The following is a 15,011-nucleotide window of genomic DNA, read 5'->3' on the forward strand; positions in this document are numbered from 1 at the left end:
TGCTTTTTCAAAGACTATGGATACAGAACTAGCTATAAAGGCTGTAGAAAATGCCTACATAACTCAAAAACCAAAGAATACTGTTATACTCCACAGTGATTTAGGTTCCCAGTATACAAGCTCTAAATTTGGTGATTATCTTAATGAACATAATATAATTCATTCTTTTAGCGGCAAGGGATGTCCTTATGACAATGCTTGTATAGAATCCTTTCATGCTACACTAAAAAAGGAAGAAGTAAACTTAGTTACATATTATGACTTTGATGCTGCAAGGATAGCTATATTCGAATATATAGAATCCTGGTATAACAGAAAAAGGCTACATAGCAGTATCGGTTATATGACTCCCCAACAGTTTGAAGATTCTTTAAGAAAAACTGCATAAAAAATTTGAGTTTTTGTGTCTACTATATTGACATAAATCCAGTATGTGTTAAGAATAACTTATGCACATACTTTTTTTGATAGTTATGAGTTAATAAAAATATCAACTTGATTTTAATGAAATTATCAGTATACTAGTAATGAAGGGTAAAATATATTGTTAAAATTTCAATATATTAGAAACGATTTATTAAAGGAGGGGGATTCGTGAACAGTACGAAACAGATAGGAGAAGAAAAAGTATTAAAGCTTTTGTTAAAATTTTCTATTCCAGCAATTATAGGCATGCTGGTTAATGCTCTATATAATGTAGTTGATAGAATGTTCATAGGAAACGGTGTTGGTTCTTTAGGAATTGCAGGTACAACTATTGGTTTTCCTATTATGCTTATAATAATGTCCTTTGGGATGTTAATCGGAGTAGGTGCAAATTCCCTAGTAGCTATAAAACTGGGTGAGCAGAAAAAAGATGAAGCTGAGCTTATAATGGGAAATGCATTAACTCTTTTAATATTAGTGTCTTTAGTAATTTCTTTTTTTGGATTAATTTTTCTAAATCCACTATTAAAGACTTTTGGAGCCAGTGAAACAGTTTTGCCTTATGCTAAAGAATATATGCGCATAATATTATTAGGAACAGTTTTTCAGTCTGTAGGTTTTGGCATGAATAACTTTATTCGTTCAGAGGGAAACCCTAAAATAGCTATGATTACAATGCTGATTGGTGCAATACTTAACACAATATTGGATCCGCTGTTTATTTTTGTGTTTAAATGGGGAATAGCAGGCGGAGCTTATGCAACTATAATATCTCAGGCTGTATCAGCAATATGGGTTCTTTATTATTTTACAAGCGGCAGAAGTACCTTAAGGCTTCATAAAAAGTATTTTAAGCTTGAGCTTAACACTGTAGGTAAAATAACAGCCATAGGAGCTGCACCTTTTGCAATGCAATTAGCTGCCAGTGTTCAAAATGCTATTATGAACAAAAGTTTGACTACTTATGGCGGAGATATCGCTGTATCTGGAATGGGAATAGTAATGAGTATTATTACTTTGATAGTTATGCCTATATTTGGTATAAATCAAGGAGTTCAGCCAATTATAGGTTATAATTATGGTGCTCAGAAGTATGATCGTGTTAAAGAAGGACTAAAACTTGGTATCATTGCAGCTACTATTATTGTATGTGTTGGTTTTGTAGTAATAAGACTGTTTCCAAGTGAGCTTGTTGCAATGTTCAATAAAAAAGATGCAAGTCTTATTGAATTTGGTACATGGGCACTAAAAAGATTTACAATATTTTTACCCATAATAGGATTTCAGATTGTGGCTGCTAATTACTTTCAAGCTGTTGGAAAGCCAAAGCAGGCAGGTATTTTGAGTCTTTCAAGACAAGTACTTTTGTTAATTCCAGCACTATTAATATTACCAAGGTTCTTTGGGATTGATGGAGTTGTATCAGCAGGACCGTTTTCTGACATAATGTCCTCGCTTATTACAGGAACTTGGTTGTTTTATGAAATAAGGAATTTAACTAATAAGCATGCAGAAAGTATTGAGTTAAACGAAGCGCAAATAGAATAAAAATGAGTCTGTTTTAAAATAGAAATTTAGGATAATCTATTTTGAGACAGACTTTTTTGTTAACAATTTATTTACAAGACTGCCATATTAGTGCCATTTTAAAAACATAATATTAAGATATTGATTTATGAGTGGACAAGGAATTACTGGAGGGGTAAATATGAAAAGTAAAGTAGTAAAGGCAATAATAGCGGCAGCAGTTGCTATTGGTGTAATAGTTGGAGGTTATTATGGATATAAGTCAGTTTTTGGTACGAAAACAACTGTATCTGCAGCAAAGTATATAACTTCAACTGTTAGAAAAATGAACATGCAGGTGAATATTCAAGGAACAGGTTCTGCTTATGCAGCTGTAACTAAAGAAATAATGCCGAATAATAATGGAACTTTAAAAGATTTAAGTGTTAAAGTAGGGGATACTGTTACTGCAGGACAAAAGCTGTTTGTTTCTTATAGTGCTGATGTTGAAAATGCTGTTACAACTGCACAAAATAATCTGACTGATGCAAATATAAACTTATCTAGTGCTCAAAACGATTTGACATCAAAGCAAACTGCATACACTAATGCTCAAAATGCTGCAGCTTCAGAATCTACAACTACTAGCACTGCTGGAAACGGCAGCAGCCAATCAACAAAAACATTAGATGATTACAAATTAGATGTTGATAAGGCTAAATTAACAGTAGAACAAAACAAACTAAAGGTTTCTACCGCAAAAACAAATTTAGCTAATGCCAAGGAAAATGTAACTAAAATGACAGTTACTTCACCAATTGCGGGAGTAATTACTGCAGTTAATAATGCAAACGGAGACAGTGTTCAGACAGGTAAATCTGTACTTACTGTAGTAGATATGAGTTCAATTAAAGTTAAGGTTTCAGTTGATGAGCTTGATATTACAAAAGTTAAATTAGGGCAAAAAGCAGAAGTAAAGTTCGATGCTATTAAGGATAAGACCTATGAAGGTACTGTTGAATCCATAGCACAGACTGGAACTACTTCAAATAATGTAACTACTTATGATGTAGTTGTTGGAATAGCTAATCCAGAAGGTATTAAGCTTGGCATGAATGCAAATGTAAATATATTAGTAGAAAGTAAGGAAAATGCATTAGTAATACCAGCTGAAGCTTTAATTGAGCAGAATGGAAAGAAATATGTAAGAGTTGAAAGTACAGACAGCAGTGCTTCTGGAACAAATACACAGGCAGAAGGTGGACAAAATTCTCAAAATGCTCAAGGAAACAATGAACAAGCAGCTAATACAAATCCACAAAATAATAATACTCAAAATACAAATAAATCAAACAGAACAAATAATGGACAAGGAACAAAGGGAAGTCAGTCAACAACTTCAACACAAACTGCAGTTAATGTAGGAAAATTAGTAGAGATAAAAACCGGCTTGGAAAATGAAAATTATATAGAAGTAATAGAAGGTCTTACAGAAGGACAAAAAGTTATAATAACTTTACCACAAACAAGTACAACAACTAATAGTAATAATAATAAAAACAGTAATCTTGGTGGTTTTGGTGGAGGTATGCCTTCAGGCGGTGGTAGGCCAATGAATTAGTTTTAAGTGAAGAAAGGAGGAAAGGCATATGGCAGAAAATCTAAGCAGCAGCGAGCTTATTAAAATAACTAATATAGATAAAGTCTATAAAATGGGAAACAGCAGCTTTAAAGCCTTAGATAATGTAAGTTTGACTATAAATAAAGGTGAGTATGTAGCTATTGTAGGGCCGTCCGGTGCTGGAAAGTCCACTTTAATGAATATTATAGGATGTTTAGATACTCCAACAAATGGAGAATATATTATAGATGGTCTTAATACAAAATGCAGTGATTCAAAGCTTGCTGAAATAAGAAATAAAAAAATCGGTTTTATATTTCAAAGCTATAACCTGCTTCCTAAATTGAATATATTGGAGAATGTGGAACTTCCATTATTATATTTAGGTTATCCCAGCAGTAAAATAAGAGAAAAAGCAAAGCAGGCTATAGAGAAGGTTGGCCTTACATCTCATTTAAAGCATAAACCATCAGAGCTTTCAGGAGGACAGATGCAGAGAGTGGCTATTGCAAGAGCTTTAGTTACTGATCCTCAGTTAATTTTAGCAGATGAGCCTACAGGAGCTCTTGACAGCAAAACTGGCAAAGAAGTTCTTCAAATGCTCACTGATTTAAACAAAGAGGGAAACACTATAGTTATGATAACACACGATAAGGAAATTGCAGCAAACGCTAGAAGAATTATAACTGTAAGAGATGGAAAAATCACCTCTGATGTTGAAAATGAGAGAGAGGTGGTAGGAGCATGAGGTTTTCAAAGCTGATTAAAGTAGCCATGTCTTCAGTATGGAATAATAAAATGCGCTCCTTTTTAACCATGCTTGGTATAATTATAGGTATATCTTCTGTTATTATTCTTGTAGGAATGGGTGAAGGTACAAAGAAAACTGTTACAGAGCAGATTGAGAAACTAGGTACAAATCTTATAACAGTTAATATAATGGGAAATAGAAATGCTGCCATGACAGATGAGGAGATAGAAGAATTAAAAACTAAACCTGGTATTAAAGAACTTGCACCTTCTATGTCACAAAGCGTTAATATAAAAGCAGGAACGAAGTCGACAACTACAACACTAGAAGCTTCTACACCTAATTATGCAACCATAAGGAAATTAACTGTAAGCTCAGGAAGATTTATAGCTCAAAGAGATATAGACAATAGATTTAATGTGCTTGTTATTGGATCGGAAACAGCGAACAACCTGTTCAGTACTACTAATGTAGTTGGTAAAACAATGTATGTTAATGGAATTGAATTTACAATAGTAGGGGTGCTGCAGTCTTCAGGAACTTCTTCTGCTGGTTCAAATGATGACAGAATAATAGTACCTTTATCAACAGCACAAAGGTTATTAAAAACTTCCACTATAAGAAGTTTTTATATTGAGGCTGAGAGCAAGGATAAAGTTGAGGAGGCTATGGCTTACCTTACGCTATTTATGAATAAAAAATTTGATAACAATACACAAAGCTACAGAGTAATGAATCAAACTACACTACTTGAAACTGCAAACTCAACTACAGAAAGTATGACAGCTATGCTAAGCGGAATAGCTGCTATATCTCTAGTAGTTGGAGGCATAGGTATTATGAATATTATGCTTGTATCTGTTATTGAAAGAACAAGAGAAATTGGTATAAGAAAAGCTATCGGGGCAAAGAGAGGTACAATACTTTTACAATTTCTGATTGAAGCTTCAACTATAAGCAGTTTAGGAGGAATAATAGGGGTGCTTATAGGATATCTGGGAGCATATCTTGGACCTAAATATTTTAATACTACTATAGTAATTTCAGGAAATATAGTAATTGCTGCCTTTGCTTTCTCTATGCTGGTAGGAGTTGTGTTTGGTATATATCCAGCAAGTAAGGCTTCTAAATTAAATCCTATAGATGCATTAAGATTTGAGTAGAAATAAAAACTCATTTGATATATTATTTATATCAAATGAGTTTTTAGGTATATAGCTTTAAGTTTAGCTTATCGTTTTATAAAATAATAATTCTCATTGCTTTGGTAATTGGTTATTATTTTACTAGACTGTTTAAGTAAATTTTTTTAATATATATTATATTAATTAAGTTAAAATGAGGGGCGGTTATGAAGGAAAAAATTTTAATTGTAGATGATGAAGACAGAATGAGGAAACTTATTGTAGCTTATCTTAAAAAAGAAGGCTACGAAACTTTGGAAGCAGAAAATGGTATGGAAGCATTAAATATTTTTAAAAATGAAAAAGTACATTTAATTATACTTGATATTATGATGCCTGTAATGGATGGTCTGACAGTGTGCAGAGAACTTAGAAAAACTTCAAATGTACCTATTATCTTTCTTACGGCGAAAGGTGAAGATGAGGATAAGCTCTTAGGTTTTGAGCTTGGAACAGATCATTATGTTACAAAGCCTTTTAATATGAAACTTCTTATAGCTAAGATAAAATCTCTTATTAACAGAGTTTATAATTCAGAGCCTCAGCTTAAGAAGGAGCATTTTTATGATGGTCTTTACATTGATGAATTATCCCATAAGGTAACTGTAAATGGGTCTGCTTTAAATTTATCACCAAAGGAGTTTGATTTATTAGTATATTTTGCTTTAAATAAAGATATAGTATTAAGCAGAGAAAAAATATTGGATTATATCTGGGGGTACGACTTTGAGGGTGATCTTAGAACTGTTGACAGCCACATAAAAAGGCTTCGTGAAAAATTAGGAGAGAAGGCTTATCTGATTTCTACTGTAAGAGGAACTGGATATAAGTTTGAGGCAAAAAATGAAGAATAGAATAAAATTTAAAATTAATAGTAAAATGAGCATAACTAAAAAACTTTTTATTATAACGGCTGTTGTTTTTGCAGTTTTTATTGGGAGTACACTTATAGTACAATCTTTATTTTTTGAAAAATTTTATATATTTCAGAAGAAAAGAGATTTAGCTGATATAATCAGTAAATTTAAAATTGAATATAATAAAGCAGAAGATGAAACAAAAGTTCAGGAAATTATTGAAGAATATGAAATTAATAATAATATTAAAATTGTTATAATGGATAGTTCTTATAGATTTAAATTCATTGCAAGACCTTCTAATGGTAAAATGGATATAGCCAGAACAAGGGATTTAGCTGAGTTTCTTACTAATTGGGTTGAAGATTATAAAGATGAATTTACTAAGATTAAAGAAAGCAATAAAACTATAACTTTTATGCCAAGAACAAGAGAGCCTGCAGCGAGAAACATATTAAGTGTTTCAGGTAATAATTCAAAAGGGGAAGTAATTTTTGCACTTTCTTCTTTGCAGCCTGTAAATGAAGCAGTATCAGTAATCGAAAGGCTTTATTTGTATTTTGGAATAGTAGCTGTTTTTTTCACTGTAATACTTGCATTTATATATTCTAACATGATTGCTAAACCTCTTGTTAAGATTAACAAGGTTGCTACAAAAATGGCGGAGCTTGATTTTACTGAAAAGTGTGAGGTAAATAGTGAGGATGAAATAGGCAATGTAGCAGCATCTTTAAACTTTCTATCAGAAAATCTTGATAATGCCCTGAATTCATTAAAACAGGCTAATGCCAAGCTTGAAGAAGACATAGAAAAAGAAAGAAAACTGGAGAAGATGAGAAGAGAATTTGTTGCTGCAGTATCCCATGAATTAAAAACTCCTATTAGTCTTATTGATGGTTATGCAGTTGGATTAAAAGATAATATTTTTGAAGATAAGGATAAAGATTATTATCTTGATGTTATAATAGATGAAGCGGAAAAGATGGGCAACTTAGTATCAGATATGCTTGACTTATCTTACTTGGAATCTGGAAGCTTTAAGCTTACCAGACAGGAATTTAATCTTACAGAGCTTATAGAGCAGACTTTAAGAAAATATGATACTTTGATTAATGAAAAAGGAGCAGCGTTTAAAATAAATTTAATAGAAGAAATAAAAGTTTTTGCAGATTGGAACAGGCTTGAGCAGGTTCTGACTAATTTTATAACTAATGCTATAAGGCACGTAAATGAAGGTGGTACGATATATATAAGTGCTGTTGATATAAAAGATACTGTTTCAATTGAGGTAGAGAATACTGGATCATCCATATCAGAAGAAGAGCTTTCTAGAATTTGGGATAAGTTTTATAAGATAGACAAATCAAGAAATAGGAAATTAGGGGGAACAGGAATAGGTTTATCAATAGTTAAAAATATTCTTGTTCATCACGGCTATCCTTATGGAGTTAAAAACACAGAAAAGGGAGTAAAATTTTATTTTAAAGTTCCTAAGTATTTATAATGTTATAAAAATTCGATATATAGATGTTTTATACATTTGTATATCGAATTTTATTTACAATTTATTTATATTTTTGTTTTTAAATTGTCATATTTAAGATATAATATTTACATGTAGGTTAATATTTACATTAGTTTTTGAAAGGTTTTTTAAATCAAATTATATTTTTAGAAAAATGAATGCGGGAGGATACATATGAATTTTTTTAAAAACATGAAATTAGCAAAAAAAATCAGCATATTGTCATTAAGCTTTTTAATCTTCCTTATAGTTATTGGAATTGCTTCAATTAAACAGTTATCAAGTGTTAATCACATGGTTATGGAATTAAATGATACAAGCTTAGTTCCTATTGTAAAGCTGGACTCTATAAAGTCTGATATTGAATACATAAAAGCTCAGTCTTTTAATCTCAGGGATGCAGAGGATGATGCCTCAAAACAAACTATACAGGACAACGTTGAAACTCGTGCAGCATCTGCAGCAGAAAAACTGAAGGAATATGAAAATAATTCAGAGTTTAAGGCTGTATTAGAAGGGTTTAATAGTTTTATAGAAGCAAAAGATACTTTTATAGAAAAAAATGGTGTAGGAACTGTAAGCACTGAGCCTCAGCAAGGAACACCTCCAGCAGATGGTACTCAAGGACAAGCAGGCGGACCACCTGAAGATATGCAGAATTTTGATTCAGCAAGAGATGCTGTAATTACGGCTCTCGATGAAGTTATCAGTAAGTATACAGCTAATGCTAAGACAACTTACGAAAAAAGTCAGTATGTTTATCGAACTACTTTAATTGCAGTTATAGCACTAATAGCTTTTTGTGCGGTTATAACAATACTTTTATCTATAGTAATAATAAAATCAATCATTGTTCCAGTAAAAAGTGTTACTACCAAGTTAAAAGAAATCTCAAACAGCGGCGGAGATTTAACTCAAAGAATAGGCTATAAGAGTAAAGATGAAATAGGAGAACTCAGCAGCAGTTTTGATTTGTTTGTAGACAAGCTTCATGAAATTATTAAGGAAGTTTCTATATCAGCTGAGACAATAGCTGCTTCCAGTGAACAGCTGAATCAGGCAACAGGAGTTACTACACAATCTTTAGAGGGAATATCCAATACTGTTGTTGAAATAGCTTCTGCAACATCTGATGGAGCAGCAGTTGTAGAAGAAACTACTGCAAGTCTTGCTGAAGCAGCAAAATTTTCTGAAGCAACGGCAATGGCTACAAAAAACACTACAGATAACAGCAGAAAAGCTAAGGCAGCAGCAGAAAACGGAGCAGCTAAAATATCTGAAGTTGTGTCTTCTATAACTGATATTGCTTCTTCTTCAAAGGAAGTTTCTGTTATGATAAAAGACTTAGATGTATCTTCTAAGAAGATTGGCGATATTATTGAAATAATAACATCAATATCTGAACAGACAAATCTTCTTGCACTTAATGCTGCTATTGAAGCAGCTAGAGCAGGAGAAGCTGGCAAAGGTTTTAATGTAGTTGCAGAGGAAATTAGAAAATTAGCAGATGAAAGCAATAATGCTGCTAGAGAGATTTCAGAGCTAGTTAAAGAAAATCAATTAAAATCAGTTTCTGCTGTAAATTCAGTGGCACTTGTTGAAGAAAAGGTTGCTTTAGGAGTTAATAAAGCTTCTGAGGTTAGAGAAAGCATACAGAAAATAATTGAGAATATTAAAGATATCGTAAACCAAATTGAGCAGATCGATGATGCAAATGAGAAACAGGCACGAAGTGCAAATGAAATAGAAAAAGCTATAAGCAGTGTAGCTGTTACTTCAAATCAGATAGCAGGAAGCACTGAAAATATAAGTGCAAGCATAGAAGAGCAGTTAAGCACTATGACTGAAATAGAAAAGACAACAGAAAGTTTGTCAGATATGGCAAAAAGATTAAATGAAATAACTTCAGGTTTTAAACTATAATATATATATCAATGTAAGCGTAAGCAGATTTATTTAAAATTAAATCTGCTTACGCTTATTTTAAGATTTACTTTTATCTTTTAATTTACCATCCCAATTTTTCATTCTTTCTTTCATTTTTGTTATGATTTCATCAGCCTTTTCTTTAGTTATTTTACCTTCAGAAACTTTTTTATTTATGTGTTCAGTTTTTGATTTTATCATTATATCTTTAACTTGTTCAGGAGATAGTCCTTTTTTCTCCTTTGCTAAGTCAAATATTGTTTTTCCAGACTTTCTTGCTGCTTCAATATCTTCTTTTGTTAGTCCAAGTGCTTCAAAAGTTTTAAAAAATCCATCAGGCTTATGACATTTTTTATCTTCGCAGGGAGCCTGAGTGGAAACAGAAGTTTTTGTGTCATCGGCAGCAGAAGCTGATTTAGCAAAAGCTGGTGAACTTATTAAAGCTACTAATGCTAAACTTAGAGCTGCTATTTTTGTTTTGTTACCTTTTAACATACTCATACCTCCTAAGTATTGTTTTAAGTTTAGAAACTTTACAGTACATAGGATGTACTTAAATGTGTCAAATTAGTGATGAAAATATTAATAAATTGTAAACAAAATTTATATATTTTATTAGATTTTTTTAAGTGTTTCATAATAATACTTAAAAAAATCTTTATCAGACATAGGTTTCCCGTAAAAATAGCCTTGCAGTTCGTCACAAGCATTTTCTTTAAAAAAGTCAGCTTGTCTCTGCGTCTCTACACCTTCAGCAACTATCTCAAGTTTAAGGCTTTTTCCTAAAGCTATAATTGTTGAAGCTATTATAAAGTTACCTCCATCAATTTGTGATACAAAGGACTTATCTATTTTTATTTTATTTACAGATAAACTATTTAATTGACTTAAAGAAGAATAACCAGTACCAAAATCATCTATAGCAAACTTTATTCCTAGTTCTTTTAAATTGTTAATTGTTTTAATAGTATGCTCAACATTTTCCATAGCGATACTTTCTGTGATTTCTAATTCTAAGTATTGAGGCTCTAATCCAGTTTCTTTTAATATTTCGTATACAATTTTTGTTAAATTTTGCAGCCGAAATTGAAGCGGTGATAGATTGACAGCTACGGTTAAAGGAGGAAGTCCAGCATCCTGCAATGCCTTATTTTGAGCACAGGCAGTACGTAATACCCATTCTCCTATAGGTATTATCTGTCCAGTTTCTTCTGCTAGAGGAATGAATTTTTGAGGCGAAACTAATCCTAAATTAGGATGCTGCCAGCGTATTAAAGCTTCCATTCCAACTACTTTTTCTGTTTTAGTATCTACCTTTGGTTGGTAATGAATGATAAATTCATTATATTCTAAGGCATGACGTAAATAATTTGCTAGTTCTAATCGTTCAAGAGACTTTTGATTTAAATACGGTGTAAAAATTTGGAAATTATTTTTACCATTTTCTTTAGCTCGATACATAGCTATATCAGCATTAGTCAATAATGTTTCAGCATCTTCTCCATCATCTGGATAAATAGTAATTCCAATACTAGCAGAAATATAAAGTTCATGTTTATTAATTATAAATGGTTCGCTTAAAATTTTAAGAAATTTATCAGCTAACTTAGCTATATTTTCTTCATGATTTATACGGGAAAATAAAATTAAATATTCGTCTTCTCCTAATCTGGCAACGGTATCATAAGAATTTATATATTTTTTTAATCGCACAGCAATTTCTTTAAGTAAATTATCACCTATATCATGACCAAGAGTATCATTTATCAGCTTAAAATTATCTAAATCAAGATGCATCAAGGCAAATTTATGATTAGTATGTTTACAATGAGAAACTTCATGAAGAATACGTTCTCTTAATAAAAGACGATTAGGAAGTCCAGTTAAAGAATCATAAAAAGCTTGATAAATAATTGTTTTCTCATAATTTTTGTGTTTAGTAATATCATGAAAAATAATTGTAATAAAGCATTCTCTGTCTACAAAGAACTTGCTTAAAGTAAGTTCTATAGGTAAAACAGATTTATCCTCTCGATGACCGATTAGCTCTAAATTTTTATTTATTAGTTTCTCATTTTTATAATTAAATTCAGGAATAAGCAGATTGATATTTTTCCCTATTAATTCAGTAGCCTTATAATTAAAAATTTTCTCAGCAACAGGATTTATATATTCAATATTACCATTAATATCTATAGTTATAATTCCTTCAACTGCATGGTTGAGAATAGAACTTGCAAAGGCTTCACTTCCACTAAGGGTTTTTTCCATGTGTTTTGTAAATAGTAAACGGCTTAGGCGTTTTCGTAAAACTGCCCAATTAATTGGCTTACTTATGTAATCAGTGGCTCCAGATTCAAACGCAAGGTTTACAGAAGTTTCATCTTCAAGTGAGGTAATCATAATAACAGGGGTGGTATTTCCTCCAGGTAATTCTTGCAATTGAGCACAGGCAGTAACGCCATTTAATTCTGGCATTATATAATCCATTAAAATAATATCTGGGTTATGTTCTACAAAAAGGGAAAGTACCTGTTTGCCATTTTCAGCTTCAATTACTCTATAGCCTTCTGCTTCTAAAAACTGTCGCATTGTAAACCGCATTAATTTAGAATCATCTGCAATAAGTATTAAAAAATTTCTTTTGTCAAATATTTTTTCAATCATAATCGATAAATACCAGAGTTACCTTTCTTGATAAAATTTTGTAACAATATTAATGTTTTTTCATACAATATAATTATATCTTAAAAAAATGTATTGTTCTACTATATATTACAGCCTTAACAAGTAATTTACAGTGTTTTAAAATTGTTTGTATAAATTTATAGATATATTCATAATAAAATTTTTATTTTTAAATAATACAGGCTAGTAAATAAGTGTGGAAAACTTATTTGCTAGCCTTATAAGCTTTATATAATTTAATTAGGTGAATATTTGTAATTTATGTTTGAACCTTTTTTGTTATTTAGACGGGGATTTTGAGGGGAATTTTTCTGTATACCTGGTCTGTTTTGAAGGTTTTTCCTAGAGTTATTATTAGTAAGTATCCTGTCCACACCGAAACCAGCAGCAAAGCATATTAAGCCTACGATTATAAAGGGAAGAAGTTTTTTTAATGCAGGATTTAAATTTTTAAATCTTTGCTTAAGTATAGTTTTTTTATTTATTTTGGTTATATCTGAATTTGTAACTTCAGCAGCTGTTTTATATTCAGCAGGTTCATTTGTATTTATTATATCTATAGCTTGCGTACTTTCGTCAGCAGAAAAAGTTTCTTCAGTTATTTTATGATTTTCACCATACATGATATTTCTCCTCCTTCAAGTTTATTATTTATGAATTTATATTAAAATTTTAATGTTGTGATATAATGACAACATTATGAATAATTAGTTAACGATATAAATAAAAAACAACCTGAAAGTTAATTTTATAACTTAAAGGTTGTTTTTATTGTTTTGTTATAATAAATACACCAACTACTATTATAATGGTTCCTATTATAGTATTTTTAGTAACGGGCTCTTTTAAAAGAACATAGCCAAGTATAAGTACTAAAATATAGCTCATGCTTTGAAGAGGATAGACTTTAGTTACATCAAATTTTTTTAAAATGGAAAACCAATAGAATGTAGAAGTTATGTAAATGGCTATTCCACCTAACATGTATTTGTTTAAAAGCAGGTGAATTATGTCTTTAAGGCTTCCCATACTGACTTCTTTAAGACCTGTCTTCCAAAGAAGCTGTCCAGCTGACAGCATTAAACAATTTATAAATACTAGTAATACTGCACTTATGATAAAGCCCTCCTTAATAAATTAATTTCTTATATGATATTATGTACACTTTATCTTTTATTAATGTAGATTAATATTACAAAAATATAATTCATATACTTTATAGATAGAAATATTTGAGAGGTACTTGTGGCTATTTATTTTGATGTTAAAACTATTAGATTACTTTTAGGAGAAAATAGTTTCAGGCAGCAAAAAGAATTTACTTTAGAGGAACTAGCAAAGTACAATGGAAGCAATGGGAAACCTGCATATGTTGCAGTAGATGGTGTAGTTTACGACGTAAGTGTGCAATCATCTTGGGGCGGCGGGACTCATTTTGGATTAACAGCAGGTAAAGATTTGACTGAACAATTTAAGTCGTGTCATGGTATGTCGCAAATTTTAAATAATGTTCCAAAAGTTGGTATATTAAAAACAACGAGGTGGAAAGCACTTGAATAGAGAGAATATTTGTCCAATAGTTAAGAAAAAAGAAACTTCAGCAAACAGTATAACTAATATGGCAATAGAACTGATAAATGCTGGAGAGGTAAAAAAGTTAAATGCTTTATGGATTGAAGCAACAGGATGCTCTGGAAACATAATTTCTTTACTAAATGCAAAAGACCCTGATATGGTATATTTACTGCGTGAAATGATAAATTTAAGGTTTAATAACAGTATTATGGCTACTGAAGGAGAAAATGCTTTTGAAATTTTTTTAGATACCCTAAGTACTGATTTTATTTTAATAGTTGATGGTGCAGTTTCTAAAAGGGATAATGGTTTCTTTACTGTAGTTGCAAATAATAAAGGAAAAAGAATAACGGCTATGGAAGCAATCAAAATGGCAGCAGAAAGAGCAAAATATGTTCTTGCAGTTGGAACTTGTGCTTCACATGGCGGAATATCTGCTGCCAGACCAAATCCATCAGAAAGTATAAGTTTAGATAAATTTTTAGCAAGAGAAGTTATAAAGCTTCCAGGTTGTCCATGTCATCCTGACTGGCTAATTGGAACTATTGCACATCTTTTAGTTAAAGGCATACCTGATTTAGACAACTTGGGAAGGCCAATTATGTTTTATGGCATTACAATACATGACCATTGTCCAAGAAGGTCTTATTTTGATAAAGGAATTTTTGCTGGAAAGCTTGGAGAGGAAACTTGTATGTTTAAACTTGGATGCAGAGGTCCTGTAACAAAAACGGATTGTCCAAATAGAAAATGGAATGAGTATGTTAACTGGCCTATAGGTAATAACACTCCTTGTATTGGTTGTGCACAAGCATATTTTCCAGATGGTATGGAACCTTTTGTAAGATATTAATTAAGATGAGGAGATTAACTTGAAAATGAAAACCATAAATGAAGGCACACAAATAAGACCCATTCCTTTTGTTCGAAAAAAAGAGGATCTCTTATAGGA

General features: G+C 31.3%; 14 protein-coding genes. 10 read left to right on the forward strand and 4 right to left on the reverse strand.

The genetic code is table 11. The features are described from left to right. The 8 genes from M2651_RS13725 to M2651_RS13760 all read left to right on the forward strand — a co-directional run. On the forward strand, positions 1 to 388 hold a 388-nt coding region (locus M2651_RS13725), incomplete at its 5' end, for an integrase core domain-containing protein (protein ID WP_252132907.1). 206 nt (positions 389 to 594) lie between these two features. Next, positions 595 to 1,974, forward strand: coding sequence for an MATE family efflux transporter (locus tag M2651_RS13730; protein ID WP_252132908.1), 1,380 nt, complete (start codon positions 595 to 597; stop codon positions 1,972 to 1,974). 160 nt (positions 1,975 to 2,134) lie between these two features. Further along, positions 2,135 to 3,553 carry an efflux RND transporter periplasmic adaptor subunit gene (locus tag M2651_RS13735; protein ID WP_252132909.1) on the forward strand — a complete coding sequence of 473 codons (1,419 nt, stop codon included), beginning with the start codon at positions 2,135 to 2,137 and terminating at the stop codon, positions 3,551 to 3,553. 28 nt (positions 3,554 to 3,581) lie between these two features. Continuing rightward, positions 3,582 to 4,301: an ABC transporter ATP-binding protein gene (locus tag M2651_RS13740; RefSeq protein WP_252132910.1), complete on the forward strand. Its 720-nt coding sequence runs from the start codon at positions 3,582 to 3,584 to the stop codon at positions 4,299 to 4,301. Further along, positions 4,298 to 5,467, forward strand: coding sequence for an ABC transporter permease (locus M2651_RS13745; protein ID WP_252132911.1), 1,170 nt, complete (start codon positions 4,298 to 4,300; stop codon positions 5,465 to 5,467). Before M2651_RS13740 ends, M2651_RS13745 begins: the two co-directional genes overlap by 4 nt. Positions 5,468 to 5,655: 188 nt before the next feature. Further along, positions 5,656 to 6,342, forward strand: coding sequence for a response regulator transcription factor (locus M2651_RS13750; RefSeq protein ID WP_252132912.1), 687 nt, complete (start codon positions 5,656 to 5,658; stop codon positions 6,340 to 6,342). Next, positions 6,332 to 7,849 carry a sensor histidine kinase gene (locus M2651_RS13755; RefSeq protein ID WP_252132913.1) on the forward strand — a complete coding sequence of 506 codons (1,518 nt, stop codon included), beginning with the start codon at positions 6,332 to 6,334 and terminating at the stop codon, positions 7,847 to 7,849. Before M2651_RS13750 ends, M2651_RS13755 begins: the two co-directional genes overlap by 11 nt. A gap of 195 nt (positions 7,850 to 8,044) precedes the next feature. Then, entirely contained in the window at positions 8,045 to 9,793 is a 1,749-nt protein-coding gene (locus tag M2651_RS13760) for a HAMP domain-containing methyl-accepting chemotaxis protein (protein WP_252132914.1), read from the forward strand. Between the two features lie 60 nt (positions 9,794 to 9,853). Here the strand turns inward: M2651_RS13760 and M2651_RS13765 are convergent, their stop codons facing one another. From M2651_RS13765 to M2651_RS13780, 4 genes are all read right to left on the reverse strand, one after another. Continuing rightward, positions 9,854 to 10,291 (reverse strand): YckD family protein, encoded by a 438-nt coding sequence (locus tag M2651_RS13765; RefSeq protein WP_252132915.1) that lies wholly within the window; start codon positions 10,289 to 10,291, stop codon positions 9,854 to 9,856. A 120-nt stretch (positions 10,292 to 10,411) separates the two neighbouring features. Continuing rightward, positions 10,412 to 12,463, reverse strand: a complete 2,052-nt coding sequence (locus M2651_RS13770) for a GGDEF domain-containing response regulator (RefSeq protein ID WP_286208012.1) — start codon at positions 12,461 to 12,463, stop codon at positions 10,412 to 10,414. 257 nt (positions 12,464 to 12,720) lie between these two features. Continuing rightward, the gene (locus tag M2651_RS13775) at positions 12,721 to 13,107 is read right to left on the reverse strand and encodes a hypothetical protein (RefSeq protein ID WP_252132917.1); all 387 of its coding nucleotides are present in this window, start codon (positions 13,105 to 13,107) and stop codon (positions 12,721 to 12,723) included. Between the two features lie 145 nt (positions 13,108 to 13,252). Further along, the gene (locus tag M2651_RS13780) at positions 13,253 to 13,618 is read right to left on the reverse strand and encodes an EamA family transporter (RefSeq protein WP_491524973.1); all 366 of its coding nucleotides are present in this window, start codon (positions 13,616 to 13,618) and stop codon (positions 13,253 to 13,255) included. 111 nt (positions 13,619 to 13,729) lie between these two features. Between M2651_RS13780 and M2651_RS13785 the strand changes: the two genes are divergently transcribed. Beyond that, on the forward strand, positions 13,730 to 14,044 hold the full coding sequence (locus M2651_RS13785) for a cytochrome b5 domain-containing protein (protein ID WP_252132919.1): 315 nt from the start codon (positions 13,730 to 13,732) through the stop codon (positions 14,042 to 14,044). A gap of 7 nt (positions 14,045 to 14,051) precedes the next feature. After that, positions 14,052 to 14,912 (forward strand): hydrogenase small subunit, encoded by an 861-nt coding sequence (locus tag M2651_RS13790; protein ID WP_434062154.1) that lies wholly within the window; start codon positions 14,052 to 14,054, stop codon positions 14,910 to 14,912. Positions 14,913 to 15,011 lie beyond the last annotated feature (99 nt).

The sequence above is a fragment of the Clostridium caldaquaticum genome, assembly GCF_023806125.1.
In the GTDB taxonomy this organism is placed as follows: Bacteria; Bacillota; Clostridia; order Clostridiales; family Clostridiaceae; genus Clostridium_AT; species Clostridium_AT caldaquaticum.